At 65.8% G+C, this 13894-nt stretch carries 13 protein-coding genes and 1 pseudogene; 7 read left to right on the top strand and 7 right to left on the bottom strand.

The annotated features are described in order from the left end of the window. The 4 genes from truD to ftsB all read right to left on the bottom strand — a co-directional run. Positions 1 to 539 (bottom strand): tRNA pseudouridine(13) synthase TruD (gene truD, locus AC3AYF_RS10715; protein ID WP_295039057.1); only part of this gene is annotated, 539 nt, incomplete at its 3' end. Next, positions 536 to 1021, bottom strand: a complete 486-nt coding sequence (gene ispF, locus AC3AYF_RS10710) for a 2-C-methyl-D-erythritol 2,4-cyclodiphosphate synthase (protein ID WP_295039056.1) — start codon at positions 1019 to 1021, stop codon at positions 536 to 538. The genes truD and ispF, both read right to left, overlap by 4 nt. Continuing rightward, on the bottom strand, positions 1018 to 1743 hold the full coding sequence (ispD, locus tag AC3AYF_RS10705; protein WP_295039054.1) for a 2-C-methyl-D-erythritol 4-phosphate cytidylyltransferase: 726 nt from the start codon (positions 1741 to 1743) through the stop codon (positions 1018 to 1020). The genes ispF and ispD overlap by 4 nt, the downstream gene beginning before the upstream one ends. Beyond that, positions 1740 to 2063 carry a cell division protein FtsB gene (gene ftsB / locus AC3AYF_RS10700; protein ID WP_295039052.1) on the bottom strand — a complete coding sequence of 108 codons (324 nt, stop codon included), beginning with the start codon at positions 2061 to 2063 and terminating at the stop codon, positions 1740 to 1742. Before ftsB ends, ispD begins: the two co-directional genes overlap by 4 nt. 308 nt (positions 2064 to 2371) lie before the next feature. On the opposite strand from ftsB, the gene AC3AYF_RS10695 reads away from it, so the two are divergent. After that, positions 2372 to 2701, top strand: a complete 330-nt coding sequence (locus AC3AYF_RS10695) for a YqfO family protein (RefSeq protein WP_295039051.1) — start codon at positions 2372 to 2374, stop codon at positions 2699 to 2701. A 9-nt stretch (positions 2702 to 2710) separates the two neighbouring features. On the opposite strand, the gene AC3AYF_RS10690 is transcribed toward AC3AYF_RS10695, so the two are convergent. Further along, the gene (locus AC3AYF_RS10690; protein WP_295039049.1) at positions 2711 to 3268 is read right to left on the bottom strand and encodes an NUDIX hydrolase; all 558 of its coding nucleotides are present in this window, start codon (positions 3266 to 3268) and stop codon (positions 2711 to 2713) included. Positions 3269 to 3378: 110 nt separating this feature from the next. Here AC3AYF_RS10690 and AC3AYF_RS10685 point away from each other — a divergent pair, with 110 nt between their 5' ends. Together AC3AYF_RS10685 and AC3AYF_RS10680 are read left to right on the top strand one after the other, a co-directional pair. Then, positions 3379 to 4035: a CoA pyrophosphatase gene (locus AC3AYF_RS10685; RefSeq protein WP_295039048.1), complete on the top strand. Its 657-nt coding sequence runs from the start codon at positions 3379 to 3381 to the stop codon at positions 4033 to 4035. A 52-nt stretch (positions 4036 to 4087) separates the two neighbouring features. Further along, positions 4088 to 4708: pseudogene (locus AC3AYF_RS10680) on the top strand (2OG-Fe(II) oxygenase). A gap of 52 nt (positions 4709 to 4760) precedes the next feature. On the opposite strand, the gene AC3AYF_RS10675 reads toward AC3AYF_RS10680, so the two are convergent. Further along, positions 4761 to 6131 carry an MFS transporter gene (locus AC3AYF_RS10675; RefSeq protein ID WP_487779719.1) on the bottom strand — a complete coding sequence of 457 codons (1371 nt, stop codon included), beginning with the start codon at positions 6129 to 6131 and terminating at the stop codon, positions 4761 to 4763. Positions 6132 to 6587: 456 nt separating this feature from the next. Between AC3AYF_RS10675 and AC3AYF_RS10670 the strand changes: the two genes are divergently transcribed. Beyond that, complete coding sequence (locus AC3AYF_RS10670; protein WP_295039044.1) at positions 6588 to 7877, top strand: MFS transporter; 1290 nt, start codon at positions 6588 to 6590, stop codon at positions 7875 to 7877. Positions 7878 to 7898: 21 nt separating this feature from the next. Here AC3AYF_RS10670 and AC3AYF_RS10665 read toward each other — a convergent pair whose 3' ends face one another. Further along, complete coding sequence (locus tag AC3AYF_RS10665; RefSeq protein WP_295039042.1) at positions 7899 to 8804, bottom strand: LysR family transcriptional regulator; 906 nt, start codon at positions 8802 to 8804, stop codon at positions 7899 to 7901. Positions 8805 to 9096: 292 nt separating this feature from the next. Between AC3AYF_RS10665 and AC3AYF_RS10660 the strand changes: the two genes are divergently transcribed. Genes AC3AYF_RS10660 through AC3AYF_RS10650 form a run of 3 tightly spaced genes read left to right on the top strand, consistent with a single transcriptional unit; the run spans position 9097 to position 13517 of the window. Further along, positions 9097 to 10632, top strand: a complete 1536-nt coding sequence (locus AC3AYF_RS10660) for an AbgT family transporter (RefSeq protein WP_487779718.1) — start codon at positions 9097 to 9099, stop codon at positions 10630 to 10632. A 60-nt stretch (positions 10633 to 10692) separates the two neighbouring features. Continuing rightward, positions 10693 to 12039: an amidohydrolase gene (locus AC3AYF_RS10655; protein ID WP_295039038.1), complete on the top strand. Its 1347-nt coding sequence runs from the start codon at positions 10693 to 10695 to the stop codon at positions 12037 to 12039. 14 nt (positions 12040 to 12053) lie between these two features. Further along, the gene (locus AC3AYF_RS10650) at positions 12054 to 13517 is read left to right on the top strand and encodes a M20 family metallopeptidase (protein WP_295039036.1); all 1464 of its coding nucleotides are present in this window, start codon (positions 12054 to 12056) and stop codon (positions 13515 to 13517) included. Positions 13518 to 13894 lie beyond the last annotated feature (377 nt).

The following is a 13894-nucleotide window of genomic DNA, read 5'->3' as shown; positions in this document are numbered from 1 at the left end:
CCCTCGGGGCCGAAGCGCTGGGGGCCGAAATAGTTGGGCACTCCTAGCTGCACCAGCCGATCCCAGCGCTCGCGAGTGGCCGGCGCCACACTGGCCTCTCCGCCGATCTTCAGCCGGAAGCGGTTGGCCCGGTGCACGCCGCGCTTCAGCTTGCGCGGGTGCCGGACCGCCTGGAGACAGGTGACGCCTCGCTCGACGAGCCCCGCCTCCCAGCCCGATGGCGCCTCGCGTCCCGGTAGCGCCAGCGAGAACCACTGCCGCGTCACCGCGTCGCGATCCTTGAGGCCGCTGAACCCGACGTCTCGGACCGGAATGTCGACGGCCCGGGCGAGCAGCCGAGCCAGGTCTGGGGTCGTCATGCCGCGTTTTTCCAACCACAGCCACAGATGCTCGCCCTGCCCCTCCGGGACGAAGTCGAGAACCTCCTCGACCTGGAAATCCTCGGGACGCCGGCGGTAGTCGCCAGCCGCCGCGGGTGCTCCCGCCAGGTAGTGCCAGCTTGGCGGCCAGGACACCAATGACGGCGCGGGATCGCTCATTTGGCGTCCGCGACCAGCAGCACCACCGCTTCCGCCGCGATGCCTTCACCGCGCCCGGTGAAGCCGAGACGTTCGGTGGTCGTCGCCTTGACGTTGACGGCGCCCAGCTCGACATCCACATCGGCGGCGATCGTTTCGCACATACGCGGGATCCACTCGGCCATTCGCGGTGCCTGAGCCATCACCGTGGCGTCGAGATTGCCGATTCGATAGCCGGCCTCGCCCACCAATCCGACGACGTGACGCAGCAGTGCGCGGCTGTCGGCGCCTTTCCAGGCCGGGTCGGTATCCGGGAAGTGGCGCCCGATGTCGCCCAGCGCGCAGGCGCCCAGCAGCGCATCGCTGATCGCGTGCAGCAGCACGTCTCCATCGGAATGGGCGACGAAGCCGTGATCGAACGGCAAGCGAACGCCGCCGATCATCAGATGATCGCCGTCGCCAAAACGGTGTACGTCGAAACCGTGACCGATTCTGACACTCATGCTCCGACTCCCTGGTCGAGCGCATCCACCGCGGTCTCGGCCTGCAGCGCAAGAATCCGCGCGGCCATGGCCAGATCCTCGGGATGCGTGATCTTGAGATTGTCGCGGCTGCCGGCAACGAGCCGTGGCGCCAGGCCCATGGCCTCGATCGCGGAGGCTTCGTCGGTCACCTTCACGCCGGTCGCCCGGGCGGCGTCGAGCGCCTGGCGCAGCAGGTCGAAACGAAACACCTGTGGCGTCAACGCATGCCACAGGCCATCACGAGGCTCGGTGTGGCTGATACGCCCCCCCGCATCGGCGCGTTTCATGGTATCGGCCGCCGGGGTCGCCAGCAGCGCCCCGATCGCCTCGTCGTCGAGAGCCCCCTGCAAGGCACGCAGATCCTCGATCCGCACGCAGGGTCGCGCCGCATCGTGCACCATTACCCAGTCGTCGTCCGCGGCTTCCTCGGCCAGGGTGGTCAGCGCACGCCCCACCGTATCGGCGCGTTCATCGCCGCCAGCGACACGCAGCCAGCGGTCGAACGGAACCTCTTCGGCGTCGAAGTACTCGTCGTCGGGATCCAGGCAGAGGCGCAGCACGGCGTCGGGAAAGGCCTGGTGCAGGCGCTCGAGCGTTCGCGCCAGCACGCTCTTCCCCTGCAACGTGAGGTACTGCTTGGGGCGGTCGGCCTGCATGCGCTGGCCGCGGCCGGCGGCCGGCACGATCAACCAGAGCGTCATGGCTGCACCACCCCCGTGCTGGCGGCGGGGCCGTTGCCGGGACTGTCGACGCCGGGCACCCAGAAGAATTGCTCGTCCTGACGAACCATGCCGATGTCGCTGCGGGCGCGCTCCTCGATGGCATCGAGACCGTCCTTGAGGTCGACGACTTCGGCGGCAAGGCGGTCGTTGCGCGCCTTGAGCGTATCGGTCGTCCCTTCCAGCGTATCGGCGCGAGCCTGGATATCATTGAACTCCCGAATGCCGCCCTCGCCGAACCACAGCCGGTACTGCATCAGCCCCAGCATGACAACCAATACCACAATGACCCATTTCCACATCGCCAAGGTTTCCGATCGGCACGATTCATTTCGGACGGTGCGTTCCCAAGCTCTGTCTGAAAAATCGGCGAGCGATGGCCAGACAAGGCAAAAATTGACGAAAAAGCGGAGTTTACGAGGTGTAAATGAGCATTTTGAGTCAATTTTTAACGCCGTATGGGCGAGCGCAGGCATTTTTCAGACAGAGCGCAACAGGCCGCCCCCCGGAGATCAGGGGCGCGCCTGACCACTGTCGGAGCGCAGGGCATTATGCCATCATCGCCGCACGCGGCCCACCGTCACGACAGCAACCGGACCGGACAATCCTCATGTACAAGCTGGCGTTCTTCGTCCCCGAATCCCACCTGGGAAGCGTCAAGGCGGCGGTGTTCGCCAGCGGCGCCGGGAGAATCGGCGCTTACGAAGCGTGCTGTTTCCAGGTCCGGGGGGAGGGACAGTTTCGTCCGCTGGCGGGCGCCACGCCCCACATCGGGAAGACGGGCGCGCTGGAGAAGGTCGAGGAGTATCGGGTCGAACTGGTCTGCGAGGATCATCGAATCCGCGCGGCGATCGCCGCTCTGGTCGACGCGCATCCTTACGAGGAGCCCGCCTACGACGTCTGGCCGCTGAGTTCCCTGGCCTCGCTGCCCGAGGCCTGAGCGCGGGCGCTAGGCAGAGCCGAAGTAACGCTCACGCTCTTCCTGGCCAATCTGGCTGAGATGCAGCTCGAAGGTACCCCGCCGCCGATCGTCGAAGAAGTGGCGCAGCGTGCGCTCGATGGTCGGGAAAGCGAGTTCGTTCCAGGGGATCTGTGTCTCCTCGAACAGCTCGACTTCGAGACTCTCCGGTCCGGCCGCGAAACCGCCATCGAGGTCGCCCAGGAAGATCATGTAGACCTGATTGATGTGCGGCAGGCTGATCAGCGTATACAGTGTCGGCTCGGCGATGACGGCGCAGGCCTCCTCGCGGGTTTCACGCAGCGCTGCCTGCTCCACGGTCTCGGCGTTTTCCATGAAACCCGCCGGCAGCGTCCAGAAGCCCTTGCGCGGCGAAATGGCCCGGCGGCACAGCAGTATGCGCTCACCGGCTACCGGCAGCGTGCCGGCCACGATGCGCGGATTCTGGTAATGGACGGTGCCGCAGGCATCGCACAGGAATCGCGGACGATCGTCGCCATCGGGGATCGCAAAACGCACGGTGTGACCGCAGTGGCTACAGTAGTTCATAGCGCCTCGAATTCGGAGGTCCTCGAGCGGGTAGATCCCGGACGACGGAGCCTCGCGGGAACGCCAGACAGCGCCGACCGGCGCGCCTGCCAACAGGGAGTCGAAAGCGCATGTTAGAGAAACTCCGCGAGCGCCTGCAAGCACATCGCCCAAGTCGCTCGAGCAGTGCCTACCCCCAGGCAGCGGTGCTGCTGCCCATCGTCGACCGAACCGAGCCCACGCTGCTGTTCACCCAGCGCACCGCCCACCTCTCCCAGCATGCCGGCCAGGTCGCCTTTCCGGGGGGCAAACGGGAGCCCGAGGATAGCGATCTTCTCGCCACTGCACTGCGGGAGACCCAAGAGGAGATCGCGCTGGCGCCGGAGCGGGTCGAGGTCATCGGCCGGCTCAGCGACGTCATCTCGCTCTACGGCCTCCGCGTGACGCCCTTCGTCGGCGTGATCGCGCCGGATCTGTCGCTGGTGGCGGAACCGGGCGAGATCGAGACGATCTTCGAGGTACCGCTTCGCCACTTCCTCGATGACTGTCGCAGCCATACCGATGTGATTCCGGTCGACGATCAGCCCTGGTACGTTCCCAGCTACCCCTTCGAGGGCCGCACGATCTGGGGGCTGTCCGCCATGATGCTGGTCGAGCTGCTGGCGGTCGGCTTCGAATGCGATATCGCCCTGGACCGCAAGCCCGCCCAGGGCGAATTGCGCTATCACCCCCAGCGCCGGCGCCAGACTGCGGCGCGCTCCGGCCACTCTGGCAAGATTCTCAAGTGAGTCCTTCAAGACACCCAACGATGCCCACCACGCCTTCTGGGACAGCGCCCAGCTGGCCGCGTTGATCGACGGCCTGGTGGAGCGCGGCTGGTAGGTCGGTGAACGGTTTCTCGACCCAGGCCTGTGCCAGGGCCTGCGGGATGACCTGGAGCGACTGCACCAGCGGCAGGCACTGCAGGAGGCGGCCATCGGCCGCGGCGATGAGCGCACGCTGCGGCGCGACATTCGCGGAGACGCGATCCACTGGCTGGATCGGGAAAGCCTGGCCCAGCGTCGCTACCTGACGCTGATGAGCGAACTCCAGCAACAGATCAACGTCGCCCTTTACGCCGGACTGTTCGAGTTCGAGGCCCATTTCGCCCTCTATCCGCCGGGCGCGTTCTATCGCAAGCATTACGACAGCTTCCGGGGCCGGGCCAACCGCGTCATCTCCACGGTGTTGTACCTCAACCCGGCGTGGCCAGCGGACGGCGGCGGCGAGATGGTGCTCTACGATGAGCAGGACAGCGATCGCGAAGTGGCCCGCATTCAACCGCAAGCGGGCACTTTCGCCTGTTTTCTATCCGACCGGATTCCCCACGAAGTGCTCCCGACCCGACAGCCCCGGGTCAGTATCGCCGGCTGGTTTCGCCGCAACGCTTCGCTGGGCGGGGTGGTCGACCCGGCGCGCTAGGCCGTCGCCAGTCGATCCGCATCCGCCGGTATCCGCTTCGAATCGCACGACGTCAGTCGGACGCCGGGACCCCGCGGCCGGCGACGCCTTCTCGCGCCTGGGCGCCGGACTCTTGCTCGCTGTCGAAGGGAAGCGCCGTCTCCACGTCCGGCACCACCTGGGACAGATCCTCCTGATGCTCGTGCTCGATCGCTCCCTGCACCAGTTCGTCGGTCACGCTGAGTTCGGCCCCCACCACCGACTGCTGGGGATTCGAGGTGAACGGTGCCACCGGAACCGGTGCCGGTCGCCGGCTCCGTCGCCACACGAAGAAGGCCACCAGCGCTACGCCCAGCCCGGCCAGCGCCACGAACAGCCCGGCATCGCCGCCATGGATCATCAGCGGTGTGATCAGCGGCGGGCTGAGAGTGGCGCCCAGGGCGTTGATCAGCAGCAGCCCCTGGCTCATTCGCACCAGGGCGCCGGCCGGAGCGCGGTCGGCCGCGTGGCTCACCGCCACCGGATAGATCGCGAATACCCCGCCGCCCACCAGGAACAGCATCGCCGTGAGCAATCCGGGCAGGTCCGGCAGCAGCATCACGCCCGCGCACAGCACCGCCAGCACCACACCGATCAGAATCAGCACGATCTGCCGGTCGTGTCGGTCCGACCAGCGTCCGATGGGGTATTGCAGCAGCATGCCGCCGAGAATCACCACGGCCATCATCTCGCCGATCTGCTGCACCTCGAAGCCGCTGCGCTGCAGATATAGCGGCAGCAGACTATAGATCGCCGATACCGCCAGCCCTGAACCGAAGCAGCCCACCACCCCGGTCGGCGTCACCGTGATCAGCCGCCAGGGCGACAGCGGTTCGGCGTGCTCGATGAGTGGCGAGACGCGAGGGATCATGCCCAGCGGCAATACCGACAGCGAGGCCAGCATGGCGATGACCATGAACGGCTGGCTGGCACCGGCGCGGTCCGCCACGCCCAGCAGCAACTGCCCGATGACCCCGGCGCCGTAGAGCGCGATCATGTAGAGCGCCAGCAGCCGGCCGCGAACGCGGGTGTCGGCTGCGGTCAGCAACCAGCTCTCGATGACCAGATAGACGCCCAGTGTCGCCCACCCGCCGATCAGACGCAGCGTGAACCACAGCGGGGCATTGAGCCACAGCCCCTGCAGCAGCACGGTGACCGCCACCAGCGACGCGAAGCAGGCGTAGGCACGAATGTGGCCGATCCGCAGCAACAGCCGATCGTTGAACAGCGCCCCGATCGCCAGCCCGATGTAGTAGGCGGCCGAGACCCAGCCGATGGTGGTGACCGACTCCCCGGCCGCGTCCAGGCGCAGGGTGATGAGCGACGCCAGAAAACCGTTGCCGATACCCAGGATGAAAAGCCCGAGTAGCGGTGCCAGCGCCATGGAGAGCAACTGCCGGGACATAAGGCCACGAACCTCGAAATTGCACGTCGAACGACGTCGGCGATGCCTGCAGCGGGCACGGCGGCCGACGGATTCACTCGAATGGACTCGGTTAGGATTAGACACTCACGCCGTCATGACGACTTTGCCTCGGAACAGGACCCGACTGCTCGGAGGAAGACCAGACACGTGAGGTCGAAGCGAGCGCACTATACGCCCGGCCCTGCGCCAAAAGAAGTCGAAAAAGCGCCTGAAAAGGAGCTATTGCGCCGCTTTGGGGCAATGCCCGTCTCGCCATTACCTGGCGTTATCCAAAATCCCCGTTTGACCACACCATTCGGCATTGAAGTCGCGCCATCGCGATGAGCCAGTGGGCCGTCAGCGGCTTTTTACCGCCTGAAGGCGTATGCTGGGGACGGTTCCAGCCATTAGCGTGCTAATTCGCGCCCCACTCCCCTGCCTCACGCCCAGGACACCATGCCCGCAGCCAACCAAGACCCTCACGACAGTCCCGTTTATCGACAGCCCGGTTTCGTCCCCTTTCTCGCCTCGCGCCTCTGCGCGGTCTTCGCCATGCAGATCCAGGCGATCGTGGTGGCATGGCAGGTCTACGACATCACCCACGACCCATTGACGCTGGGCTATGTCGGCCTGGCGCAGTTCCTGCCCATGGTCCTGCTGCTGTTGCCGGCCGGCGATGTGGTCGACCGCTTCGATCGCAAGCGAATCCTGCAACTCAGCTGGGCCGCCCAGGCGCTCTGCAGCGTGCTGCTGATCCTGCTGTCGCTGGAGCAGCCCGATTCGCCGGTGCCGTTCTATGCGGTACTGGTGCTGTTCGGCGCCGCCCGCGCCTTCACCGGACCGACGCTGCAGAGCCTGCTGCCGCAGATCGTGCCGCGTGACCAGTTGGGCAAGGCGATCGCCGTCAACTCCTCGATCATGAAGATCGGGGTCATCGGCGGCCCCATGCTCGGCGGCCTGCTTTACGCCTTCGGCCCGACGCTGACCTACAGCGTCAACCTGGGCTGCTTCCTGGTCGCCCAACTGGCGCTGGCCGGCGTGCCGGTGCGCTATGCCTTCGAACGTATCCAGACCGACGATAGCGCCTGGCAGCGGTTTACCGCCGGGATCCACTACATCCGCAACAAACCGGTCATCCTGGGTGTCATCTCGCTGGACCTGTTCGCCGTGCTGTTCGGGGGAATCGTCGCGCTACTGCCGGTCTACGCCCACGAAATCCTCCACGTCGGCCCGGAGGGCCTCGGCGCGCTGCGCAGCTCGATTGCCATCGGCGCCTTCCTGATGGGGCTCTATCTCGGCGTCAGGGCGATCAAGCGACACGCCGGGCTGATCATGTTTGCCGCGGTGGCGGTGTTCGGCATCGCCAACCTGGTCTTCGCGCTCTCGCACTGGTTCTGGCTCTCGTTCGGCGCCCTGCTGATCGCCGGTGCCGCCGACATGATCAGCGTCTACGTGCGCCTGACGCTGTTGCAGCTCGCGACACCGGACGAGATGCGCGGTCGGGTCAACGCCGTCAACATGCTGTTCATCGGTGCCTCCAACGAACTCGGCGAGTTCGAATCCGGCGTCACGGCGTCGTGGTTTGGCACCGTGCCCGCAGCTGTCATCGGCTCCGTCGGCACGCTGGCGATCGTCGGGCTGTGGATGTGGCGCTTTCCGGTTTTGCGTCGCGCCGACCGACTCGACGGCGTCGAGGAGGAAGCGGTGGCGCCGTCGGCCGTAGCCTCCGCGGGCAAGTCGGTGTGACTCGATGGAAGCCGGCGAGCGTCACTCCGCTCCCCGGCTCTCGTACTCGAACAGCTTGGCCAGCCGCGATGCCACCGGCGTCAGCGGCACGCCGCGCCGCTTGATCATGTGGAAGGTCGCCAGCGGCAGCGGATCGTCCAGGGTCAGTTCCCGCAGTTCGCCCATGCCGTGCTGTGCGGTCATCTGCGCGGCGAAGACCCCGACCATATCGCTGTGCTGGATCAGGTTGAGCGAGGTGGTGAAGGAGTCGCACACCACGCTTACCTGATCGCGCGAGAAACCGTGGCGTTCCAGGGTGTCGGCAAGATCGGCGTAGTAACCACTGCGCGCCGTCGGCAGCACCCAGTCGCAGTCGATCAACTCCTTCAATCGGCGCGCGCCCGCCTTGGGGTGATCCCGTCTCAGAACCACGACGAAAGGCGTCGAAAACAGCGGTAGCGCCTCGAGATCGCTGTCGAGCACACCGCTGGAGAGCGTGTTGATCGAGAAGTCCAGTTCGCCATCGCGCAGCCCCGCCACCATCGATGACAGTTGCCCCTCGATCACCCGCAGCCTGACGTTGGGCAGTTCCCGCCGGAAGCGTCCGACCACTTGAGGCAGCAGCGTACGCGCCACCGTGGCGGAGGCCCCCATCACGATCTGCCCGCGCAGTACCCCATTCAACTGCTCGACGTTCTCCCTCGCCCGGCGCAGCTCTTCGATGATCAGATGCGCGTGCTGATCGAAGGCCCGCCCGGAGTCGGTCAGCGTCACGCCCTGGGAAGTGCGCACCAGCAGCGCGGCCCCAAGCCCTTCCTCCAGCTCCCGGATGGCCTTGGTCAGGCCCGGCTGGGAAAGCCCCAGTTCGCGCGCCGCCGCCCGGATGCTGCCGCGGCGGGAGACTTCGACGAAGGCACGAATCTGGTGAAGTTTGATCGGATACTGCACGGGACGGCTCCTGCTCGCGTGATCACTTCAGGTTATCACCGAAAAGTAATCGACATCTTTTGCCGATCCCGAGCCGGCACTACCGTGTTTCGAGGTCGCTGACGACCCGCTCGGACGCCAGACGCCCCAGGGCCTATTTACACTATCCAAGCGGTCGCGCGTATAGGGTGACGTATAGGGTGAATAGTCCATAACACAATCGACCGTCTGCACCGGGCAAGGCAGAGGCAACAGCGCGATACAACATACGATCGGTCCATCCGGTCGACAACAACCGACTCAGGAGTGCCCCATGGAAGCAACCACGTCCCGCGACGCCGCTCGTCCGCGGCTGTCCATCCGGCTGTTGAACGCCATCGAGCGTTTCGGCAACCGGCTTCCCGACCCCTTCATGATCTTCGTCCTGCTGGCCGCCGCCGTGCTAGTGGCATCGGTACTGTTCGCCATCGCCGGTGCCACCGTCGAGCATCCCGGCAGTGGCGAGGTAGAGGCGATTCGTAGCCTGGTCTCGGCAGCGGGCATCCAGTTCATTCTCGACTCGATGCTCGATAACTTCACCGGTTTCGCGCCGCTCGGCCTGGTGCTGTCGATGATGCTGGGGATCGGCCTGGCCGAAAAGCTGGGGCTGCTGGAGACCCTGGTACGCCACACCATTCTGTCGGCGCCCAAGCGACTGGTGACCTATACCGTGGCGTTTACCGGGATCATGATGAACGTCGCCTCCGACGCCTCGCTGATCCTGCTGCCGCCGCTGGCCGCGATGGTCTATCACTCCCTCGGCCGCCATCCGATCGCCGGCCTGGCGCTCGGCTTCGCCAGCGCCGGCGCGGGCTTCACTGCCAACCTGCTGATCGTCGGGACCGATGCGCTGCTGTCGGGTATCTCCACCGAGGCGGCCCGCATCGTCAGCCCCGACATGACGGTGACCCCGGTGGACAACTGGTACTTCAACTGTGTCTCTGTCTTCGTGCTCACCATCGTGGCCGCCGTTGTCACCGAGCGGGTCATCGAGCCGCGCCTCGGCAGCTACCGGGGCGACGTCGAGCAGGTCGAGAGCAGCGAACCGCCGAACGCCCGCCGCGGCCTTCGCAACGCCGGCATTGCCGCGCTGGTATACATCGCCGCCATCGCCACGCTGCTGTTCTGGCCGAACTCGCCGCTGCGCGGCCCGGACGGTGGACTGATTCCTTCGCCTTTCCTCAGTGGCATCATTCCGATCATCCTGTTCTTCTTCATCACCGTCAGCGTGACCTGGGGCATCACCGTGGGTCGCATCAAGCGCTCGCGCGACGTGTCCGAGAACATGGCCGAGGCGATGCGCGACCTGGGCAGCTATATCGTGCTGATCTTCGCCGCCTCGCAGTTCATCGCCTGGTTCAACTGGACGCACATCGGTACCTGGATCGCGGTCAACGGCGCCGATCTGCTGACCGCGATGGACTTCACCGGGTTCCCGGTCATCCTCTGCTACATCGTCTTTACCGCCTGCATGAATCTGCTGATCTTCAGCGGCTCGGCGAAGTGGGCGCTGGAAGCCCCGGTGTTCGTGCCGATGTTCATGCAGCTTGGTTACCACCCCGCCTTCGTCCAGGTCGCCTATCGCATCGCCGACTCCTCGACCAACATCATCTCGCCGCTCAACCCCTACATGATCGTGGTGCTCACCTTCATCCGGAAATACGACAAGAACGCCGGCCTCGGTACGCTGATGTCGCGGATGCTGCCTTATACCCTGGCATTTCTTGGGATCTGGATCCTGTTGCTGACGGCGTTCTACCTGCTGGGAATCCCCTACGGTCCGGGTATCACCACCTACCTGCCGTCCTGACGCCGGGGGACGCAGCGGGAGACGAAGCATGAAGACATCCAACAGGCGGAGAACGTCACCATGAGTACCGTTACCGAACCAGAACTGACCCCAGCGATCGACGCGCTGATACCGCAGTTGACCCAGTGGCGACGCGATTTCCATCATCACGCCGAGTCCGGCTGGGTCGAGTTTCGAACCGCCTCGATCGTTGCCGAGGAGCTGGATCGGCTCGGCTACAGGGTCAGCCTCGGCCGCGACGTGATCGACGCCGACAGCCGCATGGGCGTGCCCGAGCCCGAAGTGCTGGACCAGGCGCTCGAGCGCGCCCGCGATCAGGGCGCCATCGAGCGCTGGCTGCCGGCCCTCGCCGGTGGCTATACCGGCGTGGTGGCGGAGTGGGACACCGGCCGCGCGGGGCCGACGCTGGCCTATCGCGTCGATCTCGATGCGCTCGATCTCGAGGAGTCCCGGGCCGACGATCATCGTCCCGCCCGCGAGGGGTTCGCCTCCCGCAACACCGGCATGATGCACGCCTGCGGCCACGACGGTCATACCACCATCGGGCTGGGTCTGGCGCGGCTGTTCGTCGAGCTGATGCCGCATCTGAGCGGCCGCATCAAGCTGATCTTCCAGCCCGCGGAAGAGGGCGTACGTGGCGCGAGATCGATGGTCGAAGCCGGCGTGCTCGATGACGTGGATATCTTCATCGCCACCCATATCGGCACCGGGGTGCCGAAGGGAACGGTCGTCTGCGGCCACAACGGCTATCTCGCCACCACCAAGCTCGATGTCACCTTCACCGGCATACCCGCCCACGCCGGCGCCAATCCGGAAGCGGGCAGCAACGCCCTGCTGGCCGCCGCCCAGGCCGCCCTCGGACTGCACGCCATTCCTCGCCACAGCGCCGGCGCCTCGCGCATCAACGTCGGCGTGCTCAATGCCGGCAGCGGTCGCAACGTGGTGCCCGGCACCGCCACGCTCAAGCTCGAAACCCGGGGCGAGACCAGCGACATCGACGATGAGATGCAGCGCCGAGCGCTGGCCGTGCTGCGCGGCGCGGCCCAGATGCAGGGCGTCGAGATGGCGTACCGCCTCGCCGGCGAAGCGCGCAACTGCGAACCGAGCCCGGCGCTGGTCGATTTCATCCACTCGCACATCGCCGGCCTTCCCGGGATCGATAGCGTGATCGCCACCGAAAATCGTCCTTCCGGCTCCGAGGACGCTACCACCATGATGCAGCGCGTGCGGGAACGCGGCGGGCTGGCCACCTACATGGTGTTCGGCACCGAACTCGCCGCCGGCCACCATCATCAATGCTTCGATTTCGACGAGGACGTACTGCCATTGGCCATCCATACCCTGGCCCATCTGGCCCTGCAGGCAGACGATCCGGCCCTTCACCGCCGGCCTTCCGAAACGCTTTAAGGATAACGTTCTTCATGGATATGAACCCGACTGACGCCACGACCCGGCAACTCGACACACTGATCGAGAGCAAGCGCGACCGCTTCATCGATCACGCCAACCAGGTATGGGAACTGGCCGAGACCCGGTTCGAGGAGACTCGCTCTGCGGCGACGCTCAGCGACGCGCTGGAAGCCGAAGGTTTTCAGGTCGAGCGCGGCATCGCCGGCATCGAGACCGCCTTCGTCGCCAGCTACGGCACCGGCAAGCCGGTCATTGCGCTGCTCGGCGAATACGACGCCCTGGCCGGGCTCAGTCAGCGCGGCGAAGCCAGCCAGGCCGAACCCCTGATCGACAACGGTAACGGTCATGGCTGCGGCCACAACCTGCTCGGTGTCGCCGCACTGGCCGGCGCGGTCGGCGTTCGTGACTATATGGCCGACAACGCGCTCTCCGGCACCGTGCGCTTCTACGGCTGCCCCGGCGAAGAGGGGGGCTCCGGCAAGACCTTCATGGTGCGCGAGGGCGTGTTCGACGATGTCGATGCCGCGCTCACCTGGCATCCACAGGCGTTCAACGCCATCTTCTCGACGCCAACGCTGGCCAATATCCAGGCCTACTTCCGCTTCAAGGGCACCTCCGCCCACGCCGCCAACTCGCCGCATCTCGGGCGTAGCGCGCTGGACGCGGTGGAGCTGATGAACGTGGGCGCCAACTATCTGCGCGAGCACATCGTGCCGGACGCACGCCTGCACTACTCGATCACTCGCACCGGCGGCGCCTCCCCCAACGTCGTCCAGGCGGACGCCGAGGTGCTCTACCTGATGCGCGCCCGACGCATGAGCGATGTCCAGGCGATATTCGAACGCATCCAGAAAATCGCCGAGGGTGCGGCGCTGATGACCGGCACCCGGGTCGAGATGACGTTCGACAAGGCCTGCTCGGGCTATCGCCCCAATCGCACCCTGGAGCGGCTGATGCAGTCACGGTTCGAGGCGTTCGGCCCGCCGCGTCACGACGCCGGGGAGCAAGCCTACGGGGCACGCATCAAGGCGACGGTCAGCGACGACGACCTGCGTACCACCTACGCCAATATCCTCAGCGCCGGCGGCGAGGCGGCAGAGGCGTATGTCGACGGGCTCGAAGGCAAGGCTCTGGTCGACGACATCGCCCCGTACCGTGCCAGCGACGAACTGATGTATGGCTCCACCGATGTCGGCGACGTCAGTTGGGTGGTGCCGACCGCCCAGTGCTACGTCAACTGCTTCGCCCTGGGCACGCCGCTGCACACCTGGCAGGTGGTCGCCCAGGGGCGCAGCTCGCTGGGCCACAAGGGCATGCTGCAGGCGGCCAAGGTGATGGCCGGCACCGCCGTCGCGCTCATGCAGGATCCGGCCATCCTGGCCGAGGCGCGGGCGGAGTTGGACAGGGCCACGCGACGCGAGCCCTATCGCTGCCCGATTCCCGACGATGTCACGCCCTCGCCGCTGAAAGGGTGATCGCAAGTCATCGAGACAAGAAACCGAGGCGGCGGACAGGGTCAATGCCACCCATCACCGCCTTTGTTACCGTTTGATGAGCCTCGATACACCCGAAAAACCGATACGCCACTCATACTTCGTAGCAAAAGAACCATTCTTGTCGCCCGCCCCGTCCAGCCCCGAAGCTAACCCCGTGAAACCAAGGCTAGAGGCCAAGCGCGATCGCCCCTTAATGAAGCGGTCCGCTTTTTCGTTTTCGGACCCCTTACGCAGGCGATAACTTCATGAACCGGCCCGCTTTATCGTTCTCGATCGATGGCGACTTCGCCCTCGACTCGTCGCCACTCGCGCCGCCCCGGCAGCCCGTGCAACGTCCCGAGGCCAACCGGCACCCA

Source organism: Salinicola sp. (assembly GCF_982684285.1).
Note: the sequence above shows the minus strand (reverse complement) of the source record. Positions and strands in the feature narration are given on the sequence as shown.